This window comes from Microbacterium sp. Y832 (genome assembly GCF_057669765.1).
In genome coordinates this window covers 241,641-255,476 of sequence record NZ_JBYHFM010000002.1, presented here as the reverse complement: position 1 = coordinate 255,476, position 13,836 = coordinate 241,641, and the positions used below count along the sequence as shown (strand labels likewise).

At 69.0% G+C, this 13,836-nt stretch carries 16 protein-coding genes; 10 read left to right on the top strand and 6 right to left on the bottom strand.

The genetic code is table 11. The features are described from left to right. Positions 1-21: 21 nt before the first annotated feature. Together AC25YV_RS03995 and AC25YV_RS03990 are read right to left on the bottom strand one after the other, a co-directional pair. On the bottom strand, positions 22-1,221 hold the full coding sequence (locus AC25YV_RS03995; protein ID WP_488122550.1) for a cysteine desulfurase-like protein: 1,200 nt from the start codon (positions 1,219-1,221) through the stop codon (positions 22-24). Positions 1,222-1,288: 67 nt separating this feature from the next. After that, positions 1,289-1,762, bottom strand: coding sequence for an Lrp/AsnC family transcriptional regulator (locus AC25YV_RS03990; RefSeq protein ID WP_488122549.1), 474 nt, complete (start codon positions 1,760-1,762; stop codon positions 1,289-1,291). A 131-nt stretch (positions 1,763-1,893) separates the two neighbouring features. Here AC25YV_RS03990 and AC25YV_RS03985 point away from each other — a divergent pair, with 131 nt between their 5' ends. The 3 genes from AC25YV_RS03985 to AC25YV_RS03975 all read left to right on the top strand — a co-directional run bounded on the left by AC25YV_RS03985 (position 1,894) and on the right by AC25YV_RS03975 (position 5,836). Then, a complete protein-coding gene (locus AC25YV_RS03985; protein WP_488122548.1) occupies positions 1,894-3,117 on the top strand; it encodes an NAD(P)/FAD-dependent oxidoreductase in 1,224 nt (407 codons plus the stop codon). Between the two features lie 98 nt (positions 3,118-3,215). After that, entirely contained in the window at positions 3,216-4,178 is a 963-nt protein-coding gene (locus tag AC25YV_RS03980; protein WP_488122547.1) for a TIGR03885 family FMN-dependent LLM class oxidoreductase, read from the top strand. Beyond that, the gene (locus AC25YV_RS03975) at positions 4,175-5,836 is read left to right on the top strand and encodes an alpha-amylase family protein (protein ID WP_488122546.1); all 1,662 of its coding nucleotides are present in this window, start codon (positions 4,175-4,177) and stop codon (positions 5,834-5,836) included. Before AC25YV_RS03980 ends, AC25YV_RS03975 begins: the two co-directional genes overlap by 4 nt. Position 5,837: 1 nt before the next feature. Here the strand turns inward: AC25YV_RS03975 and AC25YV_RS03970 are convergent, their stop codons facing one another. Then, on the bottom strand, positions 5,838-6,107 hold the full coding sequence (locus AC25YV_RS03970; RefSeq protein WP_488122545.1) for a sugar ABC transporter ATPase: 270 nt from the start codon (positions 6,105-6,107) through the stop codon (positions 5,838-5,840). A gap of 192 nt (positions 6,108-6,299) precedes the next feature. Here AC25YV_RS03970 and AC25YV_RS03965 point away from each other — a divergent pair, with 192 nt between their 5' ends. The 7 genes from AC25YV_RS03965 (at position 6,300) to AC25YV_RS03935 (ending at position 10,065) form a co-directional block, all read left to right on the top strand. Further along, on the top strand, positions 6,300-6,581 hold the full coding sequence (locus AC25YV_RS03965) for a hypothetical protein (protein WP_488122544.1): 282 nt from the start codon (positions 6,300-6,302) through the stop codon (positions 6,579-6,581). A 49-nt stretch (positions 6,582-6,630) separates the two neighbouring features. Next, entirely contained in the window at positions 6,631-6,975 is a 345-nt protein-coding gene (locus AC25YV_RS03960) for a DUF2510 domain-containing protein (RefSeq protein ID WP_488122543.1), read from the top strand. Continuing rightward, complete coding sequence (locus AC25YV_RS03955; RefSeq protein ID WP_488122542.1) at positions 6,972-7,769, top strand: sulfite exporter TauE/SafE family protein; 798 nt, start codon at positions 6,972-6,974, stop codon at positions 7,767-7,769. The genes AC25YV_RS03960 and AC25YV_RS03955 overlap by 4 nt, the downstream gene beginning before the upstream one ends. Positions 7,770-7,794: 25 nt before the next feature. Next, positions 7,795-8,241, top strand: coding sequence for an FAS1-like dehydratase domain-containing protein (locus tag AC25YV_RS03950; RefSeq protein ID WP_488122541.1), 447 nt, complete (start codon positions 7,795-7,797; stop codon positions 8,239-8,241). Next, positions 8,238-8,642 (top strand): MaoC family dehydratase, encoded by a 405-nt coding sequence (locus tag AC25YV_RS03945; protein ID WP_488122540.1) that lies wholly within the window; start codon positions 8,238-8,240, stop codon positions 8,640-8,642. The genes AC25YV_RS03950 and AC25YV_RS03945 overlap by 4 nt, the downstream gene beginning before the upstream one ends. A 4-nt stretch (positions 8,643-8,646) precedes the next feature. After that, on the top strand, positions 8,647-9,783 hold the full coding sequence (locus tag AC25YV_RS03940; protein ID WP_488122539.1) for a UDP-N-acetylmuramate dehydrogenase: 1,137 nt from the start codon (positions 8,647-8,649) through the stop codon (positions 9,781-9,783). A 78-nt stretch (positions 9,784-9,861) separates the two neighbouring features. After that, complete coding sequence (locus AC25YV_RS03935) at positions 9,862-10,065, top strand: hypothetical protein (protein WP_488122538.1); 204 nt, start codon at positions 9,862-9,864, stop codon at positions 10,063-10,065. Between the two features lies 1 nt (position 10,066). Here AC25YV_RS03935 and AC25YV_RS03930 read toward each other — a convergent pair whose 3' ends face one another. The 3 genes from AC25YV_RS03930 to AC25YV_RS03920 form a co-directional block, all read right to left on the bottom strand. Next, positions 10,067-10,864, bottom strand: coding sequence for a hypothetical protein (locus AC25YV_RS03930; RefSeq protein ID WP_488122537.1), 798 nt, complete (start codon positions 10,862-10,864; stop codon positions 10,067-10,069). Between the two features lie 47 nt (positions 10,865-10,911). Then, entirely contained in the window at positions 10,912-12,114 is a 1,203-nt protein-coding gene (locus tag AC25YV_RS03925; RefSeq protein WP_488122536.1) for a pyridoxal phosphate-dependent aminotransferase, read from the bottom strand. Positions 12,115-12,226: 112 nt separating this feature from the next. Then, entirely contained in the window at positions 12,227-13,822 is a 1,596-nt protein-coding gene (locus tag AC25YV_RS03920; RefSeq protein ID WP_488122535.1) for an isocitrate lyase, read from the bottom strand. Positions 13,823-13,836 lie beyond the last annotated feature (14 nt).

Sequence of the window (13,836 nt, the reverse complement as noted above, 5' to 3'; positions counted from 1 at the left end):
CCTCGCGGACGCTCGGGGCGGTCAGCGCAGGAAGTCGCCGAGCGCCTCGATGAGCCGGTCGATCTCGGCGTCGTCGTTGTAGGGCGCGAGGCCGACGCGCACGCCCGCCTCTTTGCCCGTGTTCAGCGCACGGAAGGGCTCGTGCGCGTAGAAGCTCCCCGCCGGGGCGGCGATGTCGCGCGACGCGAGGAAGCGGCCTGCTTCGGCGGCATCCCGATCGTTGAACGTGAAGAACAGCGTCGGTGTGCGATCGGCGGCGACCGAGTGCACGACCAGACGGTCGCCGTGCGCGGCGAGTGCGTCTTCGACCCGGTGCCGCAGTCGCATCTCGTGCTCGTGGGTCAGCTGTGCGGCGGCGGCGAGCCGTTCGCGGCGCGCGCCCTCGGCGGGAGCGAGGCTCGCCATGAAGTCGACCGCGGCCGTGGCGCCGGCCATGAGCTCGTACGGCAGCGTGCCGAACTCGAAGCGCTCGGGCACGGTGTCGGTCGAAGGCAGCAGCTTGTCGGGGCTGAGTTGATCGAGCAGGTCGGGGGAGGCCGCGAGCGCCGCGCAGTGCGGACCGAAGAACTTGTACGGCGAGCACACGAAGAGATCGGCCCCGAGCGCCTGCATATCGACCAGGGAGTGCGCGGTGTAGTGCACGCCGTCGACGTACACGAGTGCGCCGACTTCGTGCGCGCGCTGCGCGATCCGCGCGATCTGCGGCTTCGTGCCGATGAGGTTCGAAGCGCCCGTGACGGCCACGAGGCGCGTGAGCGGGTTGATCACCTCATCGAGGTCGTCGAGGCGCAGGTCGCCCGTCGCAGGATCGAGTTCGAGCCACTTCACCGTCACGCCCGCCCGCGCAGCGGCCTGTACCCACGGGCGCACGTTGGAATCGTGATCCAGTTCGGTCACGACGATCTGGTGGCCCGGATCCCAGGCCTTGGCCAGGTGCCGAGAGAAGTCGTACGTCAGCTGTGTCGCGCTGCGACCGTAGACGATGCCCTCGGGTGCCGCCCCGAGCAGGTCGGCGAACGCCTGGCGGAAGGCCGCGACGGCATCTTCCGCGTTCTGCTCGCTGCGCGTGCTGGTGCCCCGGTTCGACAGCGGTCCCGTCAGGGTGCGCGCGACGGCATCGCCGACGACGCTCGGGGTCTGCGTTCCGCCGGGCCCGTCGAAGTGGGCGATGCCCGAGGCGAGCGAGGGGAACTGTGCGCGGATGGCGGCGACGTCGAGCATGCGGACTCCTTCGGGTGATGGATTCCTGCCGACGATATCGCGCACCGTGCGCACTCGTGCGGTGCGGCTAGCGACGGCCCGCCGCGTGGTCGAAGATGAGGCTCGTGTTCGTCGCGGCCACTTCTTCGCGCAGGCTCAGGGTGTCGCTGACGAGTTCTCGCATCGCGGCGGCGTCGCGCACGGCGACGTGCAGCAGAAAGTCGAGGTCGCCCGCGACGAAGTAGACGTGCCGCGTCGCCGGCAGCCGCTCGAGATAGGTCTGGAACCGCCGCAGGTCTCCGCGTGCGTGCGCGTGCAGCCGGATGCCGATGAGCGCTTCGAGGTCGAGGCCTGCCGCAGCGGGGTCGACGTCGGCGTGCACGCCCCGGATCGCGCCGGATGCCACGAGGCGGCGTACGCGCTTGTGGCAGGTCGACTCGGCGATGCCCACGCGAGCCGCGAGTTCGCTGTTCGAGATCCGGCCGTTGCACTCCAGTTCGCGAAGGAGCGACAGGTCGACGTCGTCGACGTCGAACGTCCGCGAAGATTCCTCTGTCGGCATCAGCCCTCCCCGTCATCTGAGAAGGATTCTTCCGGGATATAGCGCCGAACACAAGGAATCTGCCCGCGGATGCATGCAAGGCGCGTGATTCTGCATACTTATCGACAGGTAGCCCAATCGAGGAGGGTCTTGTGGCGCGTTCGATCGTCATCGGTGCGGGGATGGTGGGTCTCGCGACCGCCTGGCATCTGCAGGAGCACGGCGTCGAGGTCACGGTGCTCGACCGTGCGGGCGTTGCGGCCGGGTCTTCGTGGGGCAACGCGGGCTGGTTGACCCCGGGCAAGACCATCCCGCTCGCCGATCCCAGTCTGTGGACGTACGGTCCCAAGGCTCTGCTCGACCCCGATGCGGCGCTGCACGTGCCCTTCCGGGCCGACATCGGACTGTGGTCCTTCCTCGCCCGCTTCGCCTCGAACGGCACGATGCGCGCGTGGAACCGCACGATGGCCTCGCTCACGCCCATCGACAAGATGGCGCTCGCCGCGTTCGACGAGCTCGCCGACGGGGGAGTCGACGCCTGGACGAAGAAGGGCCCTTTCATCGTCGGCTTCACCGACGAGCCGCACTCGAAGGGCTTTCTGCGCGAGGTCGAGGGGGTCATCCGCCACGGCCAGGACGTGCCATTCGAGCGACTCTCCGACCCCCGGGCCCTCGTGCCCCAGCTCTCCGACGCCGTGACGGTCGCCTATCGCCTCGATGAGCAGCGATTCCTCGAGCCCGGCCCCTACGTCGAAGCGCTCGCCGACGCCGTCCGCGCACGCGGGGGCATGATCCGCACCGATGCCACGGTCACGGCCGTCGGCTCATCCGGACGCCCGAGCGTTACCCTCGCGAACGGCGAGCGACTCGACGCCGACTCCGTCGTCGTCGCGACGGGCGCATGGATGCCCCAGCTCGCTCGTCCTCTCGGGGTCAAGGTGCGCGTGCAGGCGGGGCGCGGATACTCGTTCACGGTCGACACCGACGAGCCCATCGATCACCCCGTGTACATGCCGTTCCAGCGCATCGCCTGCACGCCCTACCAGGGCCGCTTCCGCATCGCGGGCACGATGGAATTCCGCCGCCCCGATGAGGCTCCGCAGCCGCGACGCATCCAGGCGATCGTCAATCAGGCGCGCTCCCTCTTCACCGGTATGGACCTCGACGACCGGCACGACGAGTGGGTCGGCTCGCGCCCCGTCACCCCCGACGGGCTGCCCCTCGTGGGCGCCACCCGGGCGCCGGGCGTCTTCGTTGCGGGCGGTCATGGCATGTGGGGGATCGTCCTCGGTCCCGCGACCGGCAAACTGCTCGCCCAGCAGATCGTGACGGGTCGCGTCGACCCCGCCATCGCCCCGTTCGACCCCTTGCGCTGAGCGGGCCACCCGTCGTCTCCTGACCCCGGTGTACCCGGCCCGCGGGGCGGCGCGCAAGGCCTTGCCGCGCAGCCGCGACGCGGGAAAGACTCGCCGGCATGGTTTTCATCGGGTACCACGCATCTCACGAACAGGTCGATCCGAGTGCCCTGCTGAGCGCCGTCGTGCGCGCCGAGGCTGCCGGGTTCGACGGCGCGATGTGCTCGGATCACCTGGCGCCGTGGGGACTCGCGCAGGGGGAATCGGGGCATGCCTTCAGCTGGCTCGGCGCGGCGCTCGCCTCGACGCGGTTCTCGCTCGGTGTCGTCACGGCGCCCGGACAGCGCTACCACCCCGTCATCGCGGCACAGGCCATCGCAACGCTCGAGCAGATGTTCCCGGGTCGATTCTGGGCGGCGCTGGGCAGCGGCGAGGCCGTCAACGAGCACGTCACGGGCGACCCCTGGCCACCGAAGCCTCAGCGAGAAGAGCGACTCGCGGCATCCGTCGATGTCATCCGGCGCCTCTTGTCGGGCGAGGAGGTCTCGCGCACGGGCGCCATCGACGTGCACCGGGCGCGCGTGTGGTCGCGCCCCGCCGAGCCGCCGCCCCTTTTCGGGGCCGCTGTCAGTGCCGAGACCGCCGCGTGGGTCGCGGGATGGGCCGACGGCCTGGCGACGGTCGCGCAGTCGCCCGCCGTCCTCGACGAGGTGCTCACCGCCTTCGCGGATGCCGGCGGGTCTGGCCCGCGCGTCCTGCAGATGCACGTCTCGCTCGAGGATTCGATCGACGAGGCGCTCGCCGTGGCGCGCGACCAGTGGCGGCACAGCGTGATCGACGACTCGCTGTGGGACATCGAGCAGCCCGAGGAGTTCGACGCGCGGGCGGTCGATCCGAGCGATGACGATCTGCGGGCGGGTGTGCTCATCGCCGACGATGCGGACGAGCTGGCGTCGCGCATCCTGCAGCACGCCGCCCTCGGTTTCGACCGCGTCTACCTGCACGGGGTGGGGAAGGACCAGGAGCACTTCCTCTCCCGAGCCGAAGACGAATTGCTCCCGGCGCTGAGGAGGCTGATGTGAAGATCAGCGACACGAGCGACCTGTGGTGGAAGCACGCCGTCATCTACTGCCTCGACGTCGAGACCTACATGGACAGCGACGGTGACGGCACGGGCGACTTCGCCGGCCTCGCGCAGCGCATCGACTATCTCGCCGACCTCGGCATCACCTGCCTCTGGCTCATGCCGTTCTACCCGTCGCCGGGCCGCGACGACGGATACGACGTCAGCGACCTGTACGGCATCGATCCGCGGCTGGGTAACCACGGTGACTTCGTCGAGGTGCTGCGAACGGCCCACGACCGCGGCATCCGGGTGATCGTCGATCTCGTCGTGAACCACACCTCCGATCGTCACCCGTGGTTCATCGCGGCGCGACGCAGCCGCTCCTCGCCGTACCGGGACTTCTACATCTGGCGTGACGAACCGCCCGCGACGCAGCAGGAGACGGTCTTCCCCGGTGAAGAGGCGAGCGTGTGGGAGTACGACGAGCGCACCGAGCAGTACTTCCAGCACGTGTTCTACAAGCATCAGCCCGACCTCAACATCGCCAACCCGCGCGTGCGCGACGAGATCGTCAAGACCATCGGATTCTGGCTGGCGCTGGGTGTTTCGGGCTTCCGGCTCGACGCCGTGCCGCACCTTCTCGACGTGCCCGGCGACGCCGATCTCGCGGATCCGCACGGGTTCTTGCGCGATGTGAAGCGGTTCCTGCAGCGTCGCGCGGGTGATGCCGCGCTCCTGGGCGAAGTGAACCTTCCCTTCGATGAGCAGCTGCGCTTCTTCGGCGGCGAGCGGGGCGGTGAGCTCGACCTGCAGTTCGACTTCGTCTCGATGCAGTCGCTGTACCTGTCGCTCGTGCGCAACGATCCCGCGCCTCTCATCGAGTCCCTCTCGGCGCGCCCCGCGATTCCGTCCGAGGCGGGGTGGGCCAACTTCGTGCGCAACCACGACGAACTCACCCTCGACAAACTCACCGAGTCCGAGCGCGACGAGGTGTTCGCCGCGCTCGCGCCCGATCCCGCACAGCGCGTGTACGGGCGAGGGATCACGCGACGCCTGCCGCCCATGCTGTCGGGCGATCCACGGCGCATCCGGATGGTTTACAGCCTGATGTTCTCGCTGCCGGGCACACCCGTGCTCTTCTACGGGGAAGAGATCGGCATGGGAGAGAATCCCGCCGTGCCGGGTCGTGAGTCGGTGCGAACCCCCATGCAGTGGACCGACGGCAAGAACGGCGGTTTCTCGGATGCCGCGCCGAGCCGGCTCACCGCCCCGCTCCCCGGCGACGGCTACGCACCCGAGCACGTCAACGTCCGTCAGCAGCGCAACGACGATGACTCGCTGCTCATGTTCGTGCGGGCCCTCATCGCGCGCTACCGCGCGTGCGTCGAACTGGGCTGGGGTGAACTCGAGTTCCTCGACCACGACGCGGACGGCGTCATGGTCCACGCCGTCACGGCCGAGGTCGGGCGCGTGATCGCGCTGCACAACTTCACCGCCGTCCCCGTGCGCGTGACCGTCGATGTCGGAACAGTCGACGACGGTACGGTGCTGCGGGATCTGCTCGGACCCGACCATCTCACGATCGACGATCGGGGGAGGGTCGAGTTCGCGCTCGACCCCTACGGATTCCGGTGGATGCGCGTCTCACCGCCGGGCGACTCCGCCATCGCCTGAGTCAGAGGTCTTCGGGGGCGAGGTCGCCGTTGCCCTCTTCGCCGAGTTCGGCCAGGAGCGGGCTCATGCCCTGCGTCTCGGGCTGTTCCGCGGCATCCGGAAGATCGGACGCGGGGATCTCGCTGTCATCGACGGCCCGTTCGTCGTCGTCGGCTCTCCTGCCCTCCCACTCAGCCTGGGCCGGGTCCTCTGCGGGGTCCGACTCGACCGAGCCGTCGCGGTCGCCGAGCGGCTGCAGGTCCTCCTGCGGTGCATCCGGAGTGGTGTTCATGTCGTGCTCCTTTCCGGTTTCAGCCTCGCGGGGTGCGCCCGGATCGTCGACCCGGTTGCGCAGGAGTCCGCCGCCCGCTATCTCCGAGTGACTAGCGCCGCAGGTCGTCCGGCGCAACCCCCTGGCTGTTTCCGGTTTCCCGACCGACCCTTGAAAGAACTCGCCATCGTGTGCGGGAGAGCAGGAGCGATCATGACTGCGGCGCCCGTCTTCGATCTCGTCCCCTCGGGAGACGGTGCGTGGCGACTCCATAACCGCCACGCCGGTGAGCTCGTCGCCTACGTGGAGCGCATCGCGCTGGGGTACGAGGTGGTCTGGATCGCGGGGGCGCACGGCGTCCAGCTGTTCGAAACGCGGGATGCCATCATCCGCACGGCGACCGCGATCTTCTCGGTGGACGACCGCCATCCGTCGACGAAGCCCGCGCCCATCCCGCACCGCAAGCCCTTCCACGCGCGTCCGAACGTCGCGTAGTCCGGGTGTGCGACCGTCCGGCGACGGGGCGCAGGGGTATCGTGGCCGGATGACCTCGAAGCCCCCGGGCTGGTACGACGACGGCCGTGGCGCGATGCGCTGGTGGGACGGCTCGAGCTGGACCCCGCATATCGCCGTGCCCGACTCTGCGCCAGGCGACGACGGGATCGACGCTCTGCCCCCTGAGCTTGCCGGGCTCGCCGATGACGACGACGACACATCGGGGGCGTTCAGCGCCGCGACCGGCGACCGCCGCTCGGGGCCGTGGATCGTGTGGGTCGTGCTCGGCGTGCTGCTGCTCGCCGTCGTGATCGCCTTCGCCGTGGCGATCCCGCTGCTCTTCCTGGGCGCCGCGACGGCGCTTCCGGTCGGGGGCGGAATCGGAATCGGATGAGGTCGGATGCCGCGGCTCGCCCGCGTGACCTTCGCTACGTGCTGACGTGTATCGGCATCGGCCTCGCGTCGGGGCTCCTGTCCGGACTGTTCGGGGTCGGGGGCGGCACGGTCATCGTTCCGTTGCTCGTCCTCATCCTCGGATTCAATCAGCGGCTCGCCGCCGGAACATCGCTCGGTGCGATCGTGCCGACCGCTGCCGTGGGGGTCGTGTCGTACGCGGTGAGCGATTCGGTCGCGTGGATCCCGGCGCTCATCCTCGCCGTCGGCGCCGTCATCGGCGCCCAGATCGGCACCTGGCTGCTGCCGCGGATGCCCGTGACCGTGCTGCGCTGGGGTTTCGTGGGATTCCTCGCGGTCGTCATCGTGGGCCTGTTCCTCGTCATCCCCTCGAGAGATGCGGGTCTGCCGATCACCGTCGTCACGGTGCTCGGCCTCGTCGCACTGGGCCTCATCACGGGCGTGCTCGCGGGACTGCTGGGAGTCGGCGGCGGTGTCATCGTCGTACCCGTGCTGATGCTGCTGTTCGGGGCGAGCGACCTCGTAGCGAAGGGCACGTCGCTGCTCATGATGATTCCGACCGCCCTGTCGGGCACGATCGGCAACATCCGCCGATCCAACGTCGACCTCGTCGCGGCGCTGCTCGTGGGCGGGGCAGCGTGCACGACCACGGCACTGGGCGCGTGGCTCGCCACGATCATCGACCCGCTCACGGCGAACCTCCTGTTCGCGGCCTTCCTCACCGTGATCGCCGTGCAGATGGCGGTCAAGGCGATCCGCGGTCGCCGGGGCTGAGCGACCCGCTCGGTAGGATGTGATGGTGCCAGTGAACCCCGAGCTCGTCGGTCGAGAGTTCCCTCCGACCCCTCCGTATCTCGTGGGCCGTGAGAAGGTGCGCGAGTTCGCGCGCGCGGTCTTCGCCGACGACGCGCCGTATGTCGATCCGGACGCCGCGCGGGCCCTCGGGTACTCGGACGTCATCGCGCCGACCACGTTCGCCATGGTCGTGCAGGACCTCACGCTGCAGCAGCTGCTCGCCGAGCCCGACTCGGGCATCGAGCTGTCGCGCGTCCTGCACGCCGAGCAGCGGTTCGCGTACACGCGGCCCATCGTCGCGGGCGATGAGCTGACGGCGCAGCTCGCGATCACCGGCATCCGCACCCTCGGTGGCAACGCCATGGTCACGAGCGATGCGACCATCACCGATGCCGACGGAGCCCATGTCGTGACGGCCACATCCGTGCTGCTGGTGGGGGGCGACGCGTGAGCGCGCTGATCGTGGGCGACGTCATCGCCGAGCGCTCGGTGCACCTGACCCGTGAATCTCTCGTGCGCTATGCGGGGGCATCCGGAGACTTCAACCCCATCCACTACCGTGACGACGTGGCCGCCTCTGTGGGTCTTCCGGGCGTGCTCGCACACGGCATGCTCACGATGGGCATCGCCGTGCAGACGATCACGGGCTGGCTCGGCGACCCCGGCCGCATCCTCGACTACGGCGTGCGCTTCACACGACCCGTCGTGGTCGATCCCGAGACGGGGGCCGACCTCACGATCGTCGCCAAGATCGGCGCCGTCGACGACGAGACCGCGCGTATCGACCTCACCGTGACGCACGCCGGGACGACCGTTCTGGGCAAGGCGCAGGTGCGCGTGCGCCTCGCCTGACGCCATGCCCGAGATCACCCCCATACCCCTGGCGCAGCTCACGACGCTGCGCACCGGTGGAGCGCCCGAGCGCATGATCGACGCCGACACGACCGACGAGCTCGTCTCGGCCCTGCGCGAACTATGGGCGCACGATGAGCCCTGGCTCGTGCTCGGCGGGGGATCGAACATGTTCGTCGGCGACGAGCCGATCGAGGGCACGGTGGTGCGCGTGCGCACTCGAGGCATCGAACAGCTGCCGTCGCCGCGCCCGGGTCACGTGCGACTGCGGGTGCAGGCAGGGCACGACTGGGACGCCCTCGTCGCGTATGCCGTCGAGCACGGTCTCGCCGGGATCGAGGCGATGTCGGGGATCCCCGGCACGGTCGGCGCGGCGCCCGTGCAGAACATCGGCGCGTACGGCCAGGAGATCGTGCAGACGCTCGTCGAGGTCGACCTCATCGACGAGGCCGACGGCGAGGTGCGGACCGTTCCCGCCGCCGATCTCGGCCTCGGGTTTCGGACATCGGTGCTGAAGAAGCACTACGGCTCGGTTCCCGCTCGCTCTGCGGTCATCCTCTCGGTGACGCTGGAGCTGGCCGAGGTCGGGTCTGCGGAACGCCCCATCCCGGGGGCGCAGCTGCGCTCGGCCCTCGGTCTCGACGAGGGTCAGGCAGTCTCCCTCGCCTGGATCCGCGACCACGTGCTGGCCACACGCGCACGCAAGGGCATGGTGCTCGCCGACGCCGACCCCGACACGCACAGCGCGGGTTCGTTCTTCCAGAACGCAATCGTGTCGGCCTCGGTCGCGCGCACGCTGCCGCCGGAATGCCCGCGCTGGGAGATGACACCCGACCTCGACTCGGTGCTGGTCATTCCGCTGGCGAGTTTCGACGGATACGTGCCGCCGCCGGCCGCGCGGGAGTCCGAGGTCAAGGTGAGCGCCGCCTGGCTGATCGAGAACGCGGGCTTGGGCAAGGGCTACCGCATCGGCAGGTCGCGCGCGGCGCTGTCGAGCAAGCACGCGCTCGCGCTGACGAATCGGGGCGGGGCGACAGCGGCCGAGCTCGCGCAGCTCGCGCGCTTCATCCAAGCCCGCGTGCAGTCCGAGTTCGGGCTCCTGCTGCAGCCCGAGCCCGTGCTCATCGGCGTCGAGCTCTGACCCTTCCCGACCGGCGTGTTTCCGCGGCGCTCGGCCTGGCTGCCGATATGTTCGCAGAGCACGGAAGGAACCGCGAACATGGCCGCGCGCTCAACGAAATCGAAGGCTCTCCCACGCCACGGGCGTGCGCTCGTCACGGTCTCCGTCCGCGACTCGAACGGCTTCCTGCACCACTTCGGCGACATCGACACGAGCACCGGGGCCGTACACGAAGCGCTCGCGATCCTGCAGCTGCAGTCGGCCGAGATGGATGCCGCGCACCGCGATGGTGCGAGCGCCTGAGTCAGTCTGACGTCGTCCCGTCGGGGCGTTCGAGACCGAGGAACGGCTTGATCTCCCGCGCGTAGGCGGCCGAGTCGCCCGCGCGGACGACCGTCGCGCCGTACCCGATGGCGATGCTGGCCAGCGGCCAGCCGAACTCCTCAGCCTCGCGTAGGGCGTGCCCCGAAGGATCCAGCGACGTGTCCTGGATCGTGAGAAAGAGCCACTGATACCCGTCGAAGAGGGTTGCCGAGACGTGCCAGCATTCGCCGTCGGGAGCCGTGCAGTACCTGTCGCGGTACTCCGCGTCGGCTGGATCGCCGTCGCGGGTGAACTCGCCCACGCCCGCGTCGGAGGCCGCGCGGCTCGCCGCGGCGATGACGGCATCCCACTGGGCGCGCGGCGGGACCGTGTCGGACTGCAGTTCGCAGCAGTTGACCGTGGTCAGCATCGAGTCCCCGCCGTAGCCGTTGCCGGCCTGCGGGTGCCACTGGTCGTCGCCGAACCAGGACCGCTCGGGCTCGCCCGCTGCGAGGGCGATGCCCGACTCCGCCTCGACGGCCGTGCGGATCCGCTCGACGAGCTCTCGGGCGGGCTGTTCGAGTTCGGCCTGATCGGGAGCGCCGAGCAGGGCTTCGCCGTCGATCCCGGCATGGGCGGGATAGTCCGCCCAGTCGATGACGATCGACTGGCCCGCGGCATCCGTATAGGTCGATGTCGGCGACGCACCGGCGCCCATGCACCCCGCGAGAAGCAGCGTGGCAGTGATGAGCAGGCTCGCGCGGCGCACGCGGGTGAGGGCGCAGACATCGGAGGTCATGCCGTGCTCCTCTGGACCGTGGACGGGAAGGTGGCGGAGCGGCGTGACTATTCGCTGAAGAGGTCCTGCAGGCGCCGCACGCCCTCGAGGAGCGCGTCGTCGCCGAGAGCGTACGACAGTCGCAGATAGCCGGACGGGCCGAATGCCTCGCCGGGCACGACGGCGACCTCGGCCTGCTCGAGGATGAAATCGGCGAGCTCGAGCGTCGTGTCGATGCGCGTGCCGCGCCACTCACGGCCCAGCAGACCGCGCACGTCGGGGTAGACGTAGAACGCCCCGAGTGGGGTCGGCACCGTGACACCGTCGATCGCGGCGAGTTCGGACACGATGAGCTTGCGGCGCCGATCGAAGGCGAGGCGGAATTCCTCTGCCTCGGTCTGCGGACCCGTCAGGGCGGCGAGCGCCGCACGCTGCGCGATGTTGTTGACGTTCGACGAGAGGTGTGACTGCAGGTTCGCAGCGAGCTTGATGGCGTCGGCGGGGCCGACCATCCAGCCCACGCGCCAGCCGGTCATCGCGTAGGTCTTCGCGACGCCGTTGACGAGGATCGTCTGACCGGCGACCTCGGGCACGGCCTCGACGACCGAGACGGCGCGGACGCCCTCGTAGACGAGGTTCTGATAGATCTCGTCTGCGATGATCCAGATGCCGTGCTCGAGCGCCCACTCGGCGATCGCCTTGGTCTCTTCTGCCGTGTAGACCGAGCCGGTCGGGTTGGACGGCGAGACGAACACGAGCGCTGTCGTCTTGTCGGTGCGGGCCGCTTCAAGCTGCTCGACGGTGACCTTGTACTCCTGGTCGGCCCCCGCGAAGACCTCGACCGGGGTGCCCCCGGCGAGAGCGATCACTTCGGGGTACGTCGTCCAGTACGGCGCCGGCAGCAGCACCTCGTCGCCCTGGTTCACGACCGCCTGGAAAGCCTGGTAGACCGCCTGCTTGCCGCCGTTGGTGACGACGACCTGCGACGGGGAGACCTCGAGGCCCGAGTCGCGCAGGGTCTTTCCCGCGATGGCTTCGCGCAGAACGGGAAGGCCCACCGCCGGGGTGTACCGGTAGTTCGCGGGATCCTGCAGTGCGTTCTCGGCGGCTTCCACGACGAACGACGGCGTCGAGAAGTCGGGCTCGCCGGCGGCGTATGAGATCACGGGCCGTCCGGCGGCCTGGAGGCTCTTGGCCTTGGCGTCGACCTTGAGGGTCGCCGACTCGGCGATGGCGGTGAGCTTGCGGGACAGGGGAGCGCGTTCGGTCACGCCTACGAGCGTAGTCGGCCGGTATTCCCACCGGGAGATGAATTTCGACCGCGGCATCCCGACACGACGAAGGCCCGGATCTCGCGGACCCGGGCCTTCGTCAGCGATCAGTTCAGCCGAACTGGTTCATCGTGTTGTTCGTGCCGCCGGCTTTGAGGGCCGCGTCTCCGGCGAAGTACTCCTTGTGGTTGTCGCCGATGTCGCTGCCGGCCATGTTCTGGTGCTTGACGGTGGCGATGCCCTCGCGGATCTCGCGCCGCTGCACCCCCTTCACGTAGGCGAGCATGCCCTCGTCGCCGAAGTAGCCCTTCGCCAGGTCATCGGTCGACAGGGCGGCCGTGTGGTAGGTCGGCAGCGTGATGAGGTGGTGGAAGATGCCGGCGCGGGCCGAGCCGTCCTTCTGGAAGGTGCGGATCTTGTCGTCGGCGAGGCGGGCGAGCTCGGTGTCGTCGTACGAGACGTTCATGAGGTCGGCGCGGTCGTACGCGGAAACGTTGGCGCCCTGCTCCACGAGCTGGTCGTATGCCTGCTGGCGGAAGTTGAGCGTCCAGTTGAACGACGGGCTGTTGTTGTAGACGAGCTTCGCGTTCGGGATCACCTTGCGGATCTCATCGACCATCGCGCCGATCTGATCGACGTGAGGCTTCTCGGTCTCGATCCACAGCAGGTCGGCGCCGTGCTGGATCGACGTGATGCAATCCAGCACGCACCGCGCCTCTCCCGTGCCGGAGCGGAACTGGTACAGGTTGCTGGCGAGGCGCTTCGGGCGCAGCAGCGTGCCGTCGCGCTTGATGACGACGTCGCCGTCGCCGAGGTCGTCGGCGGCGATCTCTTCGACATCGAGGAACGCGTTGTACTGGTCGCCGAGATCGCCCGGCGCGTGCGAGACGGCGAGCTTCTGGGTGAGACCCGCGCCGAGCGAGTCGGTGCGGGCGACGATGACGCCGTTGTCGATACCGAGCTCGAGAAACGCGTAGCGCACGGCGTTGAGCTTCGCGATGAAGTCGTCGTGCGGCACGGTGACCTTGCCGTCCTGGTGGCCGCACTGCTTCTCGTCCGACACCTGATTCTCGATCTGGATGGCACAGGCGCCCGCCTCGATCATCTTCTTCGCCAGCAGGTAGGTCGCCTCGGGGTTGCCGAAGCCGGCGTCGATGTCGGCGATGATCGGCACGACGTGGGTCTCGTAGTTGTCGATCTGCGACTGGATGAACTCCGTCGCGGTCTCGTCCCCGGCGACGCGGGCTTCGTCGAGCCTCGTGAAGAGCAGGTCGAGTTCGCGGGCATCGGCTTGGCGGAGGAAGGTATAGAGCTCCTCGATGAGCGCCGGCACAGAGGTCTTCTCGTGCATCGACTGGTCGGGGAGAGGCCCGAACTCCGACCGGAGCGCCGCGACCATCCAGCCCGACAGGTAGAGGTAGCGCTTGTTCGTGGTCTTCAGGTGCTTCTTGATCGAGATGAGCTTCTGCTGCCCGATGAAGCCGTGCCAGACGCCGAGGGACTGGGTGTAGAGCGACGCATCGGCGTCGTACTCGGCCATGTCCCTCCGCATGATATCGGCCGTGTACTGCGCGATGTCGAGGCCCGTCTTGAACCGGTTCTGCGCGCGCATGCGGGCGACGTACTCGGGGTTGACGGCATCCCAGCTGGGCCCGTTCTGGTCTTTCAGCGCCTGGATGGCGGCGATGTCGTTCCTATAAGCGGTCATGTCAATCCTTGGTC